Raw genomic sequence first — 17,084 nt, 5'->3', positions numbered from 1 at the left:
TCAGGCCCCTCAAGGCCCCTCAAGGCCCCTCGGACCCCTCAGGTCCCTCAGGCCCGCTTCGCGGCCTTGCGCCGGGCCGCGACCACGATCCCGCCACCGGCCGCCAGGACGACGGCGCCGCCGATGGCCAGCGGCAGAACCGGGCCGGAGCCGGTGTGCGCCAGGTTGCCGCCCTCGTTCGCGGACGCGGACGGGCTGGCCGAAACACCGCCCGGCACGGCCGCCGAGGAGGAGGCGGACGGACTGGCCGAGCCGCTCGGGCTCGGCCTGCCGGTCACCGGGGTGCTCGGGGAGCCGGACGGGCCGGTCGAGGCGCTCGGCGTCACCGGAGTGGTCGGCGTGCCGGACGGCGTCACCGGCGGGGTGACCGTCGGCGTGGCCGGGGTGGTCGGCACGGTGGTGCCGGGCAGGCAGCCGGTGAAGGGGAAGTGGTGGGTCTCCGCGCCGGAGGTACCGGTCAGCGAGGCCGCGATCACCGAGCCGTTGATCGGCGCACCGCCGGACGGCGGCTGGCCGTTGACACCCGGGGTGTTCAGCGAGACGGCCGCGTTCGGCGCCAGCACGGAGCCGGCCCAGGCGGCGTCGCCCTTCTTGGTCACCTTGGTCGCGGTCGGGAAGTTCCAGAGCAGCTTGGAGCGGACGGCCCCGTTCGACGCGCTCTGCAGCTTGTCGTCCAGCACGAAGTCCGACTTCCCGGCGTCCCAGAGGAAGAAGCCACTGGTCCCGGCCGCGGCCATGTCGTACGAGCCGCCGGTCACGTTGATGACGGCCACCGCGCCGACCGGGACCTTCACGTAGACGCCCTTGGCGCCCTGGAGCTTCCCGGCGTCGACGGTGAAGCTGTTGTACGTGGCGTCGCCGCCGGTGAAGGTCAGCTTGCCGCCGTCGGCCTGGACGGTCGCCCCGGCGGTCTGCGGCACGGCGGCCAGCGCGGTGGAGGCGGCGCGCAGCTTGGCGAACTCGGCCTTGAAGTCGATCGGCGAGGCGCCCTGGGTGATCTTGCCCTGGTGGGCCTCGACCACGGCGCCGTCGGCCTTGGAGCCGTAGACGCCGTTGCCCTTCATCACCTGGGTGTTGTGGCCGGTGATCCTGCCCGCGACGACCAGTGCGTTCTTGCCGGGCAGGGCGTCGACCTCGGCGGCGGTGAGCTCCTGGCCGACGGAGAAGCCGCCGGTGAAGTTCGCGTTGCCGCCGACGGCGACGGCGCCCTCGGCGTCGGGGGTGTGGGTGTCGTCGCCCTCGATGAACTCACCGTAGAGGTTGGCGACCCCGAGGCTGCGGCACTGCTCATCGGTGCCGGTGGTGCCGACGGCCTGGGCAGCTGGGGCGATCAGGCTCGCGAGTGCGAGCGAGCCGCCGACCGCGAGCGCGGCGGCGGAGGTGGATATGCGCATGTGCGGGTCTCCGCTTGTGCGGGAGGAGTGGGAGAGGCCCGAAAAAGGTATGGACCAATCCGCACTCTTTCGGCCAAACGGTTGAATGGTCAAGACCACTGACCGCCTTGTCCGAACAGTCCGGTTTGATCACCGGCGGCCGCACCCCGCGCCCCGCCCCAAGATCGCCCGTAAGGCCGCCTACGATGGAGCGCGTGCTGAACCCCTTCTCCCTGCTCGCCGAGCGCTGGCAGCCCTCCGCCGCGATGGTCCGGCGCGCCACGTTCGCCGCGCTGGTGATGAGCGTGGTGATCGTCGTCACCGGCGGCGCCGTCCGGCTCACCGCCTCCGGCCTCGGCTGTACGACGTGGCCCCGCTGCACCGCCGAGAGCCTGACGCCCACCGCGGAGATGGGCTTCCACGGCATCGTCGAGTTCACCAACCGGATGCTGACGTACGTGCTGAGCGCGGCCGTCGGCTGGGCGATCCTCGCCGCGCGCTGCCACCGCCCCTGGCGGCGCAGCATGACCAAGCTCGGCTGGGCCCAGTTCTGGATCGTGATGAGCAACGCGGTCCTCGGCGGCATCACGGTGCTGACGGGCCTCAACCCGTACACCGTGGCGCTCCACATGATCGCCGCGATGGCGCTCGTCTGGGTCGCCCTCCTGATGTGGGAGCGGTCGAAGGAAGGCGACGGCCCGGCCCGACTGTCGGTCGCCCGCCCCATCCACCAGCTCTCCTACGTGCTGGTCACCGTGGTCGGCCTCCTGGTCGCGGCAGGCACCCTGGTCACCGGAGCCGGCCACCACCCGGGCACCCCGCAGGACAACAAGATCGTCCCCCGCATCCCGATCGACTACGACAGGTTGGCCCAGTTCCACGCCGACTTCGCGTTCGTCTCGGTCGGCCTCACCATCGCGATGATCTTCGTCTTCGCAGCCGTGAAGGCCCCGCCCGCAGCCAAGGCCCGCACCAGGGAACTGCTGATCGTCCTGCTCCTTCAGGGCGTCCTCGGCTTCATCCAGTACTTCACCGACGCGCCGGAACTCATGGTCGGCCTGCACATGTTGGGCGCAAGCCTGACGTGGATCGCCGCCCTCCGCATCCCCCTCGCCCTCCGCACCCGCGAGGTAGAGGAGAAGCTCACCGAACTCCCCACCCAGGCCCCCCAGGCCGCCGCAGTCTGAGCACCGTCGCGACGGCCCCCATCCGAGTTCGGATGGGGGCCGTCGCTGTGTCACAACAGCCGCCGTCCATCGTGCGTACGGATGCTCGGTGCCGAATCCTCTCGAAGCGCGTCCAGGACACGCACGGCATAGGCCTCTGCCATGCGCTCGGATACCTCGTCCGCCGTGAGCCAGCCGACTTCAATCGATTCATCCGAGAGCTGCGCTTCTCCGCCCTCAGGCCGACAGCGAAAGACGAGCGCGACAACCCCTCGCCGCAGGTTCTTGTAGACCCCGGTCAGCCGCTCCACACCAGCATGGATCCCGGTCTCCTCGTAGACCTCCCGGCACACTCCGTCCTCGATGCCCTCATCCAACTCCAGCACGCCACCCGGCGGCTCCCACGCCCCGTTGTCAGCCCGCCGGATCGCCAACACCCGCCCGTCCTCCCGCACCACCACCCCCGCAACGGAAACAGAGTGGAGTGTCGTCATGTTCGCGCCGCCGGGCGGGTCAGTTCGAGGACCATCACGTCATGCCGGGCCGCGCCCTCCCAAGGGATCGCCGCCCCGACGCGCCTGTAGCCCCACGCTCGGTAGGACGCCCGGGCCGCAGTCGCCTCTGCTCGGGAGTTCAGCATCACCCGGGCGTTGTCGATGCCCTCGATGAGGACGCGATGCATGCGGGTGGCAACGCCTTGGCGGCGCCACCCGGGTCGGACCGCCAGCTCGAAGAGACCGAACGTGCGCTTTCCGTCCTCACATCGGAGATCCTCGGACACGGGATCGATCAGGGTGTCCCACCAGCCAGTGTTCGCCGACAGCGGGTAGCCGTACGCCATACCCACGACGGTGTCGCCGTCGAAGGCGATCGCCGCCCGGAACCCCCGCCGACGCGCCTGCGAGCGGAACCGGCGAAACGCCCGCTCCACGTCAACCGGCCCATCGCCGTAGGGGGCCTCCGCGAACGCCTCCGCGAACGCCGCCTTCAACCGGCCCTCCAGCTCGGCCGCTTGCTCACCATCCAACAGCCGAACCGCCACCATCACGCCTCCCCTGCCCATGAACGTCACGTAGTCCGTTCGGAAACGCTTCCGAGAGCAGGCCTGAGCAGGTCGAGCACATGGGCCCAGCTGTACTCGTCGCGCGCCCCGCCGGACTTGGGTTTGTGCGGCACGGCGTCGCCGATCAGGACACCCATCGACCGCAGCCGGGACAGGCTCTCCGAGTAGGCCGGGTGAGCGGCCAAGGCCGAGTTGACGTAGGGCTGGACGGCGACGGGAATGCCGAGCCCGTACGCCTCGCAGAGGATGCCCAGCGCGAGTGTGTCGGTGATTCCGAGGGCCCACTTGTTGATCGTGTTGAAGGTGGCGGAGACGACCGCGATGGCATCGGCCCCTGGCAGCGGCCGGGAACTGCCGGGTGTGCGCCAGGCCGAGCGGATCGGATAGCCGGTCTGGGCCTCGATGGCTTCCTGGTCCAGGAAGGGAAGCGTGTTCGGAGTGGCGATCACCCCGACGCTCCACCCCTCCGCGTGGGCAGCGGTGATCAGTTCGCCCACGCCATCAGCGATTCCCGAGGCGCAGACGACGACATAGAGGAAAGGCTCAGCGTGCTCGGTCAAAACCTGAACTCCTGTTCGTAGGAACACAACCCGCCACCTTCGGCGAGTATCGTCCGAGTGGCTGCTACGAACGGAGTACCAGTATGCCCAGGCACATCTCCGAGCACACGGGCGAGCGCATCGCCCAGTACCGCAAGCTCCGCCACCTGACCCAGCGGGAACTCGCCGCTCGTGCCCATATCTCCTACAGCATGCTGACCAAGGTCGAACAGGGGGCCAAGCCGGCCACACCCGCGGTAATCGCTGCCGTCGCCCGGGCGCTGTTCGTCCAAACCGTCGATCTCACCGGTCAGCCGTACGTGACCGAGTTGCAACAGGACGAACTCGACGTGCTGATCCAGCCGATCCGCGAAGCACTCGATCTGTACGACCTCGGCGCCGATCCCGAGGTTGCCCCGCGCTCGATGGACGAACTGCACTCCGCCTCGGAGCAATTGTGCGCCCAGATCCGCGAGACCCGTATCAAGGACGCCGCCCGAACCCTTCCAGCTCTGATGATCGAGGCCACCACGGCCGCACACACGGCACCTTCCGAGAAGGCATGGCAGGTGCTGGCAAGCACCTACCGCACGGCTTACGACATCACCACGAAGTTGGGCTACAGCGATCTTTGCGTCGTGGCCTTGGACCGCATGGCCTGGGCGGCCGAGCGCGCATCCGACCCGGTGGTTGCCGGAGTCCGCCAGTACCTGCGGTCGCTGGTCTACCTTCGAGCAGGCCAGTACGACATCGGGAAGCGACTCGTAGGAGTCGGCATGGGCACCCTCGAACAAGCCGACCACAGTCGGCCCCGGGATGTGGCGGTCGGGCAACTACACCTCGGCGCAGCCATGTTGGCCGCGCGATCCGGGGACGGCGACACGGCAGCCGAACACATCGCGGAGGCCGAGCGAATCGCCGAGGTGACCGGCGAGGCCATGCGAGTGCACTGGCTCTCGTTCGGACCGACGAACGTCGCCGTCCACCAAGTTGCGACCCTGGCCGAGCAGTACCGGTACGCAGAAGCCGTCCGAGCCGCCGAGCAGGTCCAGATCCCTGCGGAGTGGCCCGCCTCGCGGGCTGCCGCACACATCGCAGAGGTGGCACGGGCACAGTTGTGGATCGGCCGCTCGGAGGCATCGTTGAAGTCGCTGCAGCGCGCAAGGGAGCTGGCGCCACAGCAGATGCGCTACCACCCAATGGTGCGGGAGACGGTCACCGGGCTCGTCTCAGCCCGCCGCTCGACACCGGACACTCTCGCGCACCTGGCGCACTGGGCCGGCATCTGATCATCACTCTCTGAGGCTGGACTATCACCAGGGAGTGATAGTCCAGCCCTTCCCTTGCAGCGATGCTCTCCATAACGAGATCGCCACGCCAAGGAGAAGCGCCGATGAACCTCCTCTCGAACGTTGTGAGAGGCGACGCCCTGCTCCAACGGGGACCGGATGCGAGCGTCCACTCGTCCGCCGAACTGGCGACCATCTGCCTGCCGTACCGGCCCGAATCAGTGGGCGCTGCCCGGCGCTTCGTGCGCACGAAGCTGCGGGCATGGGGGCTGGACGACCTGGTGGACGACGCCGTCGTCATCGTCAGCGAGTTGGTCACCAACTCCGTCGAGACCTGCTGCCGGGCCCGCCTGCTCGTCGGCCTCCGCCGCCCCACCGACCGGACCGTCCGCATCCTCGTCGGTGACGGGTCCCGCTCGATGCCCGTGATGGTCCAGGCCGGCCCCGACGCCACCTCCGGCCGGGGTCTGGCGATGGTCCACCGACTCACCCACGGCCGCTGGGGCGTCACACCCCTCGCGTTCGGCAAGGTCGTCCACGCCGACCTCGCGACGCCCACCCCGACCTCCCGGTGAACTCGCAACCTCCCGAGCCGAGTTCCGATTCCACCGATGCTCCCCCGACGCCCGACCCCACCCGGGTCTGGGCTGCCTACGGGGTGTCCGCCGCAGCCGGGCTGCACGTCATCGCCGCGGCCCTGATCCTGATCAACCGCGCCCACTGAACTCCCGTCCGCGCCGCCGACCCGGCGGCGCGGCCGGGATCACCAACACGCGTCAACATTAAAGGAGGACCCATGGGTTGGGGAACCGACAAGCCCAGCGGCGGCAAGCACGGGGGCAAGAAGGACCCCGGCACGAGCAAGCCGTCCCCCGACGGTCAGCGCCCGGCGCCCGACCCGAAGCACAAGAAGGACGAGGGCGACAAGTGACGGACCCCGTGCATCGACCGGAGCAGGCCGCCGTGCGCGGCCTGCTCCGGGCCGTCGGCGAAGCGCTCGACGGCCCGGTCCCCCGTGAGTGGAAGGATGCGGTCGCCGCGATCCCTCGCCACCGCTTCCTCCCCGAGCGGATCTGGCTGGAGGACGACCAGGGCGGCTACGAGCCCTGCGCCCTCTCGACCGACCACCAACGCTGGTTCGAGGCGGCCTACGCCGACGCGCCCGTCGTCACCCAGGTCAACGACGGCCAGGTATCGGCCGATCCGGCCGATACCTGGCCCTCCTCCTCCGCCTCGGCCCCCTCGATCGTCGTCCGCATGCTCCGCGACCTCGACGTCCGGCCCGGCATGAACGTCCTGGAGGTCGGCGCCGGCACCGGCTGGAACGCCGCCCTGCTGGCCCACCGCCTCGGCCCCGGGCACGTCACCTCGATCGAGATCGACCCCGAGGTCTCCGAACAAGCCTGGGCCGCCCTGAACGCCGCCGGTCTGGACGTGGACCTCGTCTGCGGGGACGGCTCCCAGGGCTGGCCCCGCCGGCACCCGTACGACCGGATCATCTCCACGTGTTCGGTCCGCCGTGTGCCCTGAGCCTGGATCGAGCAGACCCGTCCCGGCGGCATCATCCTCACCCCCTGGGACAACCCGCTGCTCTGCTGGGGCCTGCTCAAGCTCACCGTCGGCCACGACCGGGCCGAGGGCCGTTTCAGCCCGCACTCAGCGTTCATGCTGATGCGCAACCAGCGGCAGGACCTGCGGATCTTCCGCGATGTCGTCCGGGACGGCCACGTACCGAAGGAATCCGTCACCACGCTGCCACCGTGGAACATCACGGGCGACCACTGGGAGGCCCGATTCGCCCTCGGCCTCCGGCTGGGCGACGTGTGGACCGCCTGGGAGGACGAGCCGGGCGTCGACGGCGTCGCCGCCCGGCTCTGGATCGCGACCACCGACGCCCGCTCCTGGGCCGCCGTCGACCACGACGGCGAACAACGCGAACACTTCACCGTCTGGCAGCACGGCCCCCGCCGCCTCTGGGACGAGGTCGAAGCCGCCCACCACTGGTGGGAGCAGCACGACCGCCCGGCACCCGACCGCTTCGGCCTCACCGTCACCGCGAACACCCAGTGGCCATGGCTCGACCGCCCCACCCACCCCGTCCGGGCTCCTCAGTGAGTCGACGACGACGGCCCGGCTCCCCACGTGGGGAGCCGGGCCGTCACCACACTCGAAGACTCAGCCGCCGAGCTGGATGCCCGCCATGCGCTTCCACTCGTACGGGCCGGTCTTGACCTTGAGGCCCAGCTCGCCCTCGAAGTTCTCGTGCAGGGTGAGCCCGGCCAGCTCAGCGGCCCGGCGGCCGACGGCGTAGGTGGGGGCGACCTGGTCGCCCCAGGCGCCGTCCGCGCCGACCACGACGATGCGGGTGGCCACGCCGCCGACGTACTCGACGACCGCGTCGGCGCTGCCGCCGTGCTGCTGGGCGAAGCTGGTGAGGTGCTTGGCGATGCGCTTGGCACGGCGCTCGGTGCGGGCGTCCGGCGTGGCGGCGGTGGCGGTCTCTGCGCTGCTCATGCCCGCATGCTACCCACCGGTAGAGGCGCTGGCGACGGGAGCGCCCTGTGCACCGGGCCACATACTCGGAACATGACGTTCACAGGCTGGCCGGCCGAGGCGCTGGACTTCTACGAGCACCTCGAGGCCGACAACTCCAAGACCTTCTGGCAGGCCCACAAGGCGCAGTACGACGAAGCCGTACGGGCGCCGATGGAGCTGCTGCTCGCCGAGCTGGAGCCGGAGTTCGGGCCGGGGAAGATCTTCCGCCCCAACCGGGACGTCCGGTTCAGCGCCGACAAGTCCCCGTACAAGACGCACATCGGCGCGCACCTGGAGGCCGGTGGCTACATCCAGCTCTCCGCCGACGGCCTGGCCTGCGGCAACGGGATGTACCAGCTCGCCCCGGACCAGCTGGACCGCTACCGCGCCGCCGTCGCCGAGGACGTCAGCGGCGCCGAGCTGGAGCGGGTGATCGCCGCGGTGGAGAAGGACGGCCCCCAGGTGTTCGGCCGGGACTCCCTCAAGACCGCCCCGCGCGGCTTCCCCAAGGACCACCCGCGGATCGAGCTGCTCCGCCACAAGGGCCTGGTGGCCTGGCAGGAGTGGGAGCCCGCGACGTGGCTGGGCACCGGCACAGCCCGTACCCGGATCGCCGCCTTCCTGCGCGCCTCCCAGCCCCTCAAGGACTGGCTGGACGACCACGTCGGCCCCTCCGAGCTACCGGCCCGGTGACGGCACGAAGACAACGCGAAGAGCCCCGGTCCACCAGGACCGGGGCTCTTCGCTCAACCAGAAACGGGGGCCTTACTTCACGAACGGGTCGATCGCGCACACCACGAACAGCAGCGACAGGTAGGTGATCGACCAGTGGAACAGCCGCATCTCCTTGAGCTTCGCGCCCACGATCCCGGCCTTGGCCCGCCCGTACAGCGCGTGCGCCTCGCGCAGCCAGAACCCGCCGAGCAGCACCGCGGCAACGGGGTACAGCCAGCTCATGTGCCCGAGCGGCCAGACGGCCAGCGAGACCGCGACCATCACCCAGGAGTAGGCGACGACCTGCTTGCCGACCGCCACGTTGCCCTTGACGACCGGGAGCATCGGCACGCCGGCCCGCTCGTAGTCGTCGCGCACCTTCATCGACAGCACCCAGGTGTGCGGCGGGGTCCAGAAGAAGACCACCAGGAACAGCGCGACCGCCGCCCAGGACACCGAGTCGGTCACCGAGGACCAGCCGATCAGCACCGGCATGCAGCCGGCGATGCCGCCCCAGACGATGTTCTGCGAGGTGCGCCGCTTGAGCCCCAGCGTGTAGACGAACACGTAGAACAGCAGCGCGCCGAGCGCGAGTCCGGCGGAGAGCCAGTTGACCCCGAAGCCGAGCAGCAGGGTGGAGAGGACGCCGAGCGCGATGCCGAAGACCAGCGCCTCGCGCGGGGACACCATCCCGGTGACGATCGGCCGCCGCTCGGTGCGGGTCATCAGCGCGTCGATGTCGCGGTCGATGTACATGTTGAGGGCGTTGGCACCGCCCGCCGACAGGTAGCCGCCGACCACGACCTTGAGCACCAGCAGCATGTTCGGCACGCCCTGTTGGGCCAGGAACATCACCGGCACGGTGCTCATCAGCAGCAGCTCGATGATCCGCGGCTTGGTCAGTGCGACGAAGGCGCCGACACGGGCCCCGATGGGCCGGTGCGCAGGAGTCGCCCCGGTGACCCCGGCGGGACGGGTTTCGACGGCGGTCACTAACACCCCAACTGAAGATGAAACTTCGCAGGCGTCCACAGGAACGAAGGGTCCCGAATCGTCCGCTCTGCGCGTACCACGACACCATAGACGCTCCATACATCCCAACCGGCTCCGGGGTCCCCCGGCGGGGCGGACGGCCCTCCCCCGGGTCAACCGACTGGGTGAAGCCACGAAGCGCCTCCGCCGCGTCCCCGCAACCCGCCTTGACCACCCGGGCGGCGCGCCCAGCCGAATCGGGAGAGCCTGGGACGAAAGGGATCAGAACGCCCTAGTGGGAATCACCATGCGGAAATCCCGGTTGTCCCGGCACGGAGGGTGAGCCCCGGCCCGGACGGTAGGCTCGCACGCAGAAGCGGGATCTACCCTCCGTGACCGGCACCATCCACAGTCGGGACCACAGCGCCGTGGCCGACCCGGTCCCCATTCACGGGGTCACTCTTCACAATGGAAGGAGCCCTGAGACAGGGTGAGCACTGCGCCGAAGAACGCATTCGAGTGGAGCGACCTGGACGAGCGCACGGTTGACACGGCGCGGGTCCTGGCGATGGACGCTGTCCAGAAGGTCGGTAACGGGCACCCCGGGACGGCCATGTCGCTGGCCCCCGCGGCCTACCTGATCTTCCAGCGCTTCCTGCGCCACGACCCGACCGACCCGGCCTGGGTCGGCCGCGACCGCTTCGTCCTCTCCCCCGGGCACACCAGCCTGACGCTCTACACCCAGCTGTACTTCTCGGGCTACGGCCTGGAGCTGGACGACCTCAAGGCCTTCCGCGTGGCCGGCAGCCGCACCCCGGGCCACCCGGAGCACGGCCACACCGCGGGCGTGGAGACCACCACCGGACCGCTCGGCCAGGGCATCGCCAACGCGGTCGGCATGGCGATGGCCGCCCGTTACGAGCGCGGCCTGTTCGACCCGGAGGCGGCGGCCGGCGAGTCCCCCTTCGACCACACCGTCTGGGCCATCGTCTCCGACGGCGACCTGGAGGAGGGCATCTCGGCCGAGGCCTCCTCGCTGGCCGGCCACCAGAAGCTGGGCAACCTGGTCGCCCTGTACGACGACAACCACATCTCGATCGAGGGCGACACCGAGACCGCCTTCTCCGAGGACGTCCTCAAGCGTTACGAGGCGTACGGCTGGGACGTCCAGCGGGTCACCCCGAAGGCCAACGGCGACATCGACGTCGAGGCCCTCGCCGGTGCGCTGGCCGCCGCCAAGGCCGAGACCTCCCGCCCGTCGCTGATCGCGATGCGCACGATCATCGCCTGGCCGGCCCCGGACGCCCAGAACACCGCCAAGGCGCACGGCTCCGCGCTCGGTGCCGCCGAGATCGCCGCCACCAAGAAGGTCCTGGGCTTCGACCCGGAGAAGACCTTCGAGGTCAGCGACCAGGTCATCGAGCACGCCCGTCAGGTCATCAAGCGGGGCAAGGCCGCCCGCGACCAGTGGCAGCAGGGCTTCGACGCCTGGCGCGCCGCGAACGCCCACCGGGCCGCCGAGTTCGACCGCATCCAGGCCGGCGAGCTGCCCGAGGGCTGGAAGAAGGCCGTCCCCTCCTTCCCGGCCGGCAAGGACGTCGCCACCCGCAAGGCCTCCGGCGAGACCCTCAAGGCGCTCGGCGCGGTGATCCCGGAGCTGTGGGGCGGCTCGGCCGACCTCGCGGAGTCCAACCTCACCACCATCGACGAGGACAGCTCCTTCCTCCCCGAGGGCAACCCGCTGAAGTCGGCGAGCCCGTACGGCCGGACGATCCACTTCGGCATCCGCGAGCACGCCATGGGCTCGACCATGAACGGCATCGCCCTGCACGGCAGGACCCGCGTGTACGGCGGCACCTTCCTGGTCTTCGCCGACTACATGCGCCCGGCCGTGCGCCTGGCCGCGCTGATGAAGCTGCCGGTCACCTACGTCTGGACGCACGACTCGATCGGCCTCGGCGAGGACGGCCCGACCCACCAGCCGGTGGAGCACATGGCCTCGCTGCGCGCCATCCCGGGCCTGGCCATGGTCCGCCCGGCCGACGCCAACGAGACGGCCGTCGCCTGGCGCACCGTGATCGAGCGCCAGACCAGCCACCCCGGTCCGGTCGGCCTCGCGCTCACCCGCCAGAACGTCCCGACCTTCGACCGCGAGGTCTTCGCCTCCGCCGAGGGCACCGCCAAGGGCGCCTACGTGCTGGCCGAGGCCGGCAACGGCGACCCGCAGGTGATCCTGCTGGGCACCGGCTCCGAGGTCCAGCTGGCCGTCAAGGCCCGCGAGGTCCTGGAGGCCGAGGGCATCGCGACCCGCGTGGTCTCGGTCCCGTCCTTCGAGTGGTTCCAGGAGCAGGACCAGGCCTACCGCGACAGCGTGCTGCCGCCGTCGGTCAAGGCCCGCGTCTCGGTCGAGGCCGGCATCGCCCAGGGCTGGCGCGAGCTGGTCGGCGACCACGGCCGGATCGTCTCGCTGGAGCACTTCGGTGCCTCCGCCGACTACCAGGTGCTGTTCGAGGAGTTCGGCCTGACCTCCGAGCGCGTCGTCGCCGAGGCGCACAACGCCCTGCGCTCCCTCGAAGCCGTCAACCGCTAGCAGTTCCCGCGGCCGGGCCCGAGACCCGCACGTCGACGGCCCGGCCCCTCTGACTACCCCACGAAGCAGAAGAAGACGAAGGACTGAAGCACCATGACTGACGCACTGAAGCGCCTCAGCGACGAAGGCGTTGCGATCTGGCTGGACGACCTCAGCCGCGCGCGGCTGAACTCCGGCAACCTGGCCGAGCTGGTGCAGAACAAGCACGTGGTGGGTGTCACCACCAACCCGACCATCTTCCAGAAGGCCATCGCCGGCAGCGGCGACAGCTCCTACGACGGCCAGCTGCGCGACCTCGCCGTCCGCGGGGTCACCACCGACGAGGCGATCCGCATGATCACCACCTCGGACGTGCGCGACGCCGCGGACGTGCTGCGCCCGGTCTACGACGCCTCCAACGGCCGTGACGGCCGGGTCTCCATCGAGGTCGACCCGCGTCTGGCGCACGAGACCGCCCCGACCGTGGCCGAGGCCAAGCAGCTGTGGTGGCTGGTCGACCGCCCGAACGTCCTGATCAAGATCCCCGCCACCCAGGCCGGCCTGCCGGCCATCGCCGCGGTCATCGGCCTGGGCATCAGCGTCAACGTCACGCTGATCTTCTCGCTGGAGCGCTACAAGGCCGTCATCGACGCCTACCTGACCGGCCTGGAGGCCGCCAAGGCCAAGGGCCTGGACCTCTCCCAGATCGAGTCGGTGGCCTCCTTCTTCGTGTCCCGCGTGGACACCGAGATCGACAAGCGCCTGGACAAGATCGGCGGCGACGCCAAGGACCTGCGCTCCAAGGCCGCGCTGGCCAACGCCCGCCTCGCCTACCAGGCGTACGAGGAGGTCTTCGGCTCGGTCGACGGCAGGACCGCCGGCAGCGCCCGCTGGAAGGCCCTGGAGGACGCCGGCGCCAAGCCGCAGCGCCCGCTGTGGGCCTCGACCGGCGTCAAGGACCCGGCCCTGCCGGACACCCTGTACGTCACCGAGCTGGTCGCCCCGGGCACCGTCAACACCATGCCCGAGGCCACCCTGGACGCCACCGGCGACCACGGCGTGGTCACCGGCAACACCATCGTCCCCAACTACGCCGACGCCAAGGCCGTCCTGGACGCCATCGCGGCCGCCGGCGTGGACTACGACGACGTCGTCCAGGTGCTGGAGGACGAGGGCGTGCAGAAGTTCGAGCAGTCCTGGCAGGAGCTGCTCGACACCGTCACCGCCTCGCTGGCCGCATTCGCCAACGAGAAGTGAACCCCCGCTCACACAGCCAGCGCACGAAAGCGGAGCACACCAAGTGAGCACTGATTTCCCCGAGTTGACGTCGGAATCGGACGCGGACGACCTCCCGGCCACCCCCGTCAACCCGCTTCGTGACCCCTCCGACCGGCGGCTCCCGCGCATCGCGGGGCCGTCCGGCCTGGTCATCTTCGGGGTCACCGGCGACCTGTCCCGCAAGAAGCTGATGCCGGCCATCTACGACCTGGCCAACCGGGGTCTGCTGCCGCCGGGCTTCTCCCTGGTGGGCTTCGCCCGCCGCGAGTGGGAGGACGAGGACTTCGCCAAGGAGGTCCACGACGCGGTCAAGGAGCACGCCCGGACCCAGTTCCGGGAGGAGGTCTGGCAGCAGCTCGCCAAGGGCATGCGCTTCGTCCAGGGCACCTTCGACGACGACGAGGCCTTCGACAAGCTCCGCGAGACCATCGAGGAGCTGGACAAGGCCCAGGGCACCGGCGGCAACTTCGCCTTCTACCTGTCCGTCCCGCCGAAGTTCTTCCCCACGGTCGTCCAGCAGCTCAAGAAGCACGGCCTGGCCGACCCGCCGCAGGGCTCCTGGCGCCGCGCCGTCATCGAGAAGCCCTTCGGCCACGACCTGGAGAGCGCCCAGGAGCTCAACAAGGTCGTCCACGAGGTCTTCCCGCGCGACGAGGTCTTCCGGATCGACCACTACCTGGGCAAGGAGACGGTCCAGAACATCCTGGCGCTGCGCTTCGCCAACCAGATGTTCGAGCCGATCTGGAACCGGTCGTACGTCGACCACGTGCAGATCACCATGGCCGAGGACATCGGCATCGGCGGCCGGGCCGGCTACTACGACGGCATCGGCTCCGCCCGTGACGTCATCCAGAACCACCTGCTCCAGCTGATGGCGCTCACCGCCATCGAGGAGCCGGCGTCCTTCCACCCGAAGGCGCTGGTGGCCGAGAAGCTCAAGGTGCTCAGCGCCGTCAAGCTCCCGGCCGACCTCGGCCGGCACACCGTACGCGGCCAGTACGCGGCCGGCTGGCAGGGCGGCGAGGAGGTGGTCGGCTACCTGGACGAGGACGGCATCAACCCGGACTCCAAGACCGACACCTACGCGGCCATCAAGCTGGAGATCAACAACCGCCGCTGGGCGGGCGTCCCGTTCTACCTGCGCACCGGCAAGCGGCTGGGCCGCCGGGTCACCGAGATCGCGGTGGTCTTCCAGCGCGCCCCGTACCTGCCGTTCGACTCCTACGCGACCGAGGAGCTGGGGCAGAACGCCCTGGTCATCCGGGTCCAGCCGGACGAGGGCGTGACGGTGCGGTTCGGCTCCAAGGTGCCGGGCACCTCCTTCGAGGTCCGGGACGTCACGATGGACTTCGCCTACGGCGAGTCCTTCACCGAGTCCAGCCCGGAGGCGTACGAGCGGCTCATCCTCGACGTGCTGCTCGGCGACGCCAACCTGTTCCCGCGCCACCAGGAGGTCGAGCTCTCCTGGCAGATCCTCGACCCGATCGAGAAGTACTGGGACGCCCACGGCAAGCCCGCCCAGTACGCGGCGGGCACCTGGGGCCCCACCGAGGCGGACGAGATGCTCGCACGAGACGGCAGGAGCTGGCGGCGGCCATGAAGATCGACCTCACCAACACGACGTCCAGCAAGATCAACGCCGCGCTGATGGAGGCGCGCCGGACCAGCGGCTCCACCGCCGCCGGCATGGTGCTCACCCTGGTCATCGTGACCGACGAGGGCAGCGCCTACGACGCCCTCAAGGCCGCCAACGAGGCCTCCCGCGAGCACCCGATGCGCACCCTCGCGGTGATCAAGCGCGCCGGCCGCTCGCCCCGGGCCCGCGCCGAGACCCGGCTGGACGCCGAGATCCTGGTCGGCTCGGACGCCGGCTCCGGAGAAACGGTCATCCTGCGCATGCACGGCGAACTCGCCTCGCACGCCCAGTCGGTGGTCCTGCCGCTGCTGCTGCCGGACGCCCCGACCGTGGTCTGGTGGCCGGACAACGCGCCGCAGCACCCGGCGCAGGACCCGCTGGGCGCGCTCGCCCAGCGCCGGATCACCGACGCCGTCACCGCCGAGTCCCCGGTCGGCCAGCTCGCCCAGCGGGCCCAGAGCTACACCCCGGGCGACACCGACCTGGCCTGGACCCGGATCACCGGCTGGCGCTCGATGCTGGCCGCCGCGCTGGACCAGCGGCCGGCCGCCGTCAGCTCGGTGGTGGTCGAGGGCGAGTCCTACAACCCCAGCGTCGAGCTGCTCGGCCTGTGGCTGCTCAACCGGCTGAACGTGCCGGTCGAGCGGGTCGTCACCGGCGGCCCCGGCATCACCGCGGTGCACCTGCGCACCAAGGACGGGGACATCACCCTGGACCGTCCGGACGGCCTGATGGGCACGCTCTCCATGCCCGGTTCGCCGGACCGCCAGGTGGCGCTCAAGCGGCGCGAGACCTCGGAGCTGATCGCCGAGGAGCTGCGCCGGCTGGACCCGGACGACATCTACTCGTCGGCCGTGCGCACGTCCGTCGAGCGGCTGCGCGAGCCCTCGGAGCAGACCGCCCCGGTGGCCGCGGCCGAGCCCGTCGCCGACGCGGCGGCCGCGGCCGCCGACGCCGCGGTGGCCGACCCGGCCCGGGTGACCGCCGACGCGGACAAGCCCGCCGCGAAGAAGGCCGCGGGCAAGCGCGCCGCCAAGGGCAGCGCATGACGGCCGCGACCCCGCAGCTGGTCGTCCACCGGGACAAGGAGCTGATGGCCCAGGCGGCCGCGGCCCGACTGATCACCCGGATCGTGGACGCCCAGGCCGCCCGCGGCACCGCCTCGGTGGTGCTCACCGGCGGCCGCAACGGCAACGCCCTGCTGGCCGCGATCGCCGCCTCCCCGGCGCGCGACGCGGTCGACTGGGGCCGGCTGGACCTGTGGTGGGGCGACGAGCGCTTCGTCCCCGCCGCCGACCCGGACCGCAACGCCGGCCAGGCCCGCGCCGAGCTGCTGGACGCCGTCCCGCTCGACCCGGCGCGGGTGCACGAGATGCCCGCCTCGGACGGGGTCGACGGCTCGGACGTGGAGGCGGCCGCCGCCCGCTACGCGGAGGAGCTGGCCAAGGCCGCCGGACCGGGCGACCGGCTCGGCGTCCCGGCCTTCGACGTGCTGCTGCTCGGCGTCGGCCCGGACACCCACGTCGCCTCGCTCTTCCCGGAGCACCCGGGCGTGCGGGAGACCGAGCTGACCGTGATCGGCGTGCGCGGGGCCCCCAAGCCCCCGCCGACCCGGGTGTCGCTCACCCTCCCGGCGATCCGGGCGGCCCGCGAGGTCTGGCTGCTGGCCGCCGGCGAGGACAAGGCGGGCGCGGTCGCGCTGGCCCTGTCCGGCCCCGGCGAGCTCCAGGCGCCCGCCTCCGGCGCGTACGGCCGCAGCCGCACCCTGTGGCTGCTGGACCGCGCCGCCGCCGAGCGGATCCCGCCGCAGCTGTACCCGCCGGCCTCCGCGTAACAGCCGTCCCGGCCGCCGCGGCCGGGACGGCGGGGAACGCCGGAAACAGCAGGAACAGCAGGAACGCCGAAGGGCGCCCCCGTCACTCGACGGGTGGCGCCCTTTGTCGTCAGCTC

The 17,084-nt window shown here is 70.8% G+C and carries 18 protein-coding genes; 12 read left to right on the top strand and 6 right to left on the bottom strand.

The features are described from left to right. Window positions 1-47 precede the first annotated feature (47 nt). Entirely contained in the window at window positions 48-1,394 is a 1,347-nt protein-coding gene (locus ACFXPX_RS02770) for a choice-of-anchor A family protein (RefSeq protein ID WP_380639342.1), read from the bottom strand. A gap of 185 nt (window positions 1,395-1,579) precedes the next feature. Here ACFXPX_RS02770 and ACFXPX_RS02765 point away from each other — a divergent pair, with 185 nt between their 5' ends. After that, window positions 1,580-2,560: a heme A synthase gene (locus ACFXPX_RS02765; RefSeq protein WP_380594787.1), complete on the top strand. Its 981-nt coding sequence runs from the start codon at window positions 1,580-1,582 to the stop codon at window positions 2,558-2,560. Between the two features lie 50 nt (window positions 2,561-2,610). Here the strand turns inward: ACFXPX_RS02765 and ACFXPX_RS02760 are convergent, their stop codons facing one another. The 3 genes from ACFXPX_RS02760 to ACFXPX_RS02750 are packed head-to-tail and all read right to left on the bottom strand — an operon-like array spanning window position 2,611 to window position 4,162. Beyond that, complete coding sequence (locus ACFXPX_RS02760) at window positions 2,611-3,033, bottom strand: NUDIX hydrolase (protein WP_380639340.1); 423 nt, start codon at window positions 3,031-3,033, stop codon at window positions 2,611-2,613. Continuing rightward, on the bottom strand, window positions 3,030-3,602 hold the full coding sequence (locus ACFXPX_RS02755; RefSeq protein WP_380639429.1) for a GNAT family N-acetyltransferase: 573 nt from the start codon (window positions 3,600-3,602) through the stop codon (window positions 3,030-3,032). Before ACFXPX_RS02755 ends, ACFXPX_RS02760 begins: the two co-directional genes overlap by 4 nt. A 5-nt stretch (window positions 3,603-3,607) precedes the next feature. Next, window positions 3,608-4,162 carry a flavoprotein gene (locus tag ACFXPX_RS02750; RefSeq protein WP_380524151.1) on the bottom strand — a complete coding sequence of 185 codons (555 nt, stop codon included), beginning with the start codon at window positions 4,160-4,162 and terminating at the stop codon, window positions 3,608-3,610. An 83-nt stretch (window positions 4,163-4,245) separates the two neighbouring features. On the opposite strand from ACFXPX_RS02750, the gene ACFXPX_RS02745 reads away from it, so the two are divergent. From ACFXPX_RS02745 to ACFXPX_RS02725, 5 genes are all read left to right on the top strand, one after another. Next, window positions 4,246-5,430 (top strand): helix-turn-helix domain-containing protein, encoded by a 1,185-nt coding sequence (locus ACFXPX_RS02745; protein ID WP_380639338.1) that lies wholly within the window; start codon window positions 4,246-4,248, stop codon window positions 5,428-5,430. Window positions 5,431-5,534: 104 nt separating this feature from the next. Beyond that, window positions 5,535-6,005 (top strand): ATP-binding protein, encoded by a 471-nt coding sequence (locus ACFXPX_RS02740; protein WP_380639336.1) that lies wholly within the window; start codon window positions 5,535-5,537, stop codon window positions 6,003-6,005. A 221-nt stretch (window positions 6,006-6,226) separates the two neighbouring features. Further along, window positions 6,227-6,361: a hypothetical protein gene (locus tag ACFXPX_RS02735; protein WP_380396179.1), complete on the top strand. Its 135-nt coding sequence runs from the start codon at window positions 6,227-6,229 to the stop codon at window positions 6,359-6,361. Continuing rightward, a complete protein-coding gene (locus ACFXPX_RS02730) occupies window positions 6,358-6,960 on the top strand; it encodes a methyltransferase domain-containing protein (protein ID WP_380639334.1) in 603 nt (200 codons plus the stop codon). Before ACFXPX_RS02735 ends, ACFXPX_RS02730 begins: the two co-directional genes overlap by 4 nt. 135 nt (window positions 6,961-7,095) lie before the next feature. Further along, window positions 7,096-7,545, top strand: a complete 450-nt coding sequence (locus ACFXPX_RS02725; protein WP_380639332.1) for a hypothetical protein — start codon at window positions 7,096-7,098, stop codon at window positions 7,543-7,545. Between the two features lie 60 nt (window positions 7,546-7,605). Here the strand turns inward: ACFXPX_RS02725 and ACFXPX_RS02720 are convergent, their stop codons facing one another. After that, complete coding sequence (locus tag ACFXPX_RS02720) at window positions 7,606-7,944, bottom strand: hypothetical protein (RefSeq protein WP_380524163.1); 339 nt, start codon at window positions 7,942-7,944, stop codon at window positions 7,606-7,608. Between the two features lie 72 nt (window positions 7,945-8,016). Between ACFXPX_RS02720 and ACFXPX_RS02715 the strand changes: the two genes are divergently transcribed. After that, the gene (locus ACFXPX_RS02715; protein ID WP_380639330.1) at window positions 8,017-8,658 is read left to right on the top strand and encodes a DUF2461 domain-containing protein; all 642 of its coding nucleotides are present in this window, start codon (window positions 8,017-8,019) and stop codon (window positions 8,656-8,658) included. A gap of 72 nt (window positions 8,659-8,730) precedes the next feature. On the opposite strand, the gene ACFXPX_RS02710 is transcribed toward ACFXPX_RS02715, so the two are convergent. Further along, on the bottom strand, window positions 8,731-9,678 hold the full coding sequence (locus tag ACFXPX_RS02710) for a heme o synthase (RefSeq protein ID WP_375888386.1): 948 nt from the start codon (window positions 9,676-9,678) through the stop codon (window positions 8,731-8,733). 463 nt (window positions 9,679-10,141) lie between these two features. Between ACFXPX_RS02710 and tkt the strand changes: the two genes are divergently transcribed. The 5 genes from tkt to pgl all read left to right on the top strand — a co-directional run bounded on the left by tkt (window position 10,142) and on the right by pgl (window position 16,968). After that, window positions 10,142-12,241, top strand: a complete 2,100-nt coding sequence (gene tkt, locus ACFXPX_RS02705) for a transketolase (protein ID WP_380524168.1) — start codon at window positions 10,142-10,144, stop codon at window positions 12,239-12,241. Between the two features lie 93 nt (window positions 12,242-12,334). Then, window positions 12,335-13,477 carry a transaldolase gene (tal, locus tag ACFXPX_RS02700; protein ID WP_380524170.1) on the top strand — a complete coding sequence of 381 codons (1,143 nt, stop codon included), beginning with the start codon at window positions 12,335-12,337 and terminating at the stop codon, window positions 13,475-13,477. Window positions 13,478-13,541: 64 nt separating this feature from the next. After that, a complete protein-coding gene (gene zwf, locus ACFXPX_RS02695; protein ID WP_380639427.1) occupies window positions 13,542-15,098 on the top strand; it encodes a glucose-6-phosphate dehydrogenase in 1,557 nt (518 codons plus the stop codon). Next, entirely contained in the window at window positions 15,095-16,183 is a 1,089-nt protein-coding gene (gene opcA / locus ACFXPX_RS02690; RefSeq protein WP_375888378.1) for a glucose-6-phosphate dehydrogenase assembly protein OpcA, read from the top strand. Before zwf ends, opcA begins: the two co-directional genes overlap by 4 nt. Continuing rightward, window positions 16,180-16,968 (top strand): 6-phosphogluconolactonase, encoded by a 789-nt coding sequence (pgl, locus tag ACFXPX_RS02685; RefSeq protein ID WP_380639328.1) that lies wholly within the window; start codon window positions 16,180-16,182, stop codon window positions 16,966-16,968. The genes opcA and pgl overlap by 4 nt, the downstream gene beginning before the upstream one ends. Window positions 16,969-17,084 lie beyond the last annotated feature (116 nt).

Origin of the sequence: Kitasatospora sp. NPDC059146 (assembly GCF_042786665.1) — a bacterium.
Lineage (GTDB): Bacteria > Actinomycetota > Actinomycetes > Streptomycetales > Streptomycetaceae > Kitasatospora.
This window is presented reverse-complemented; position numbering and strand designations above follow the sequence as displayed.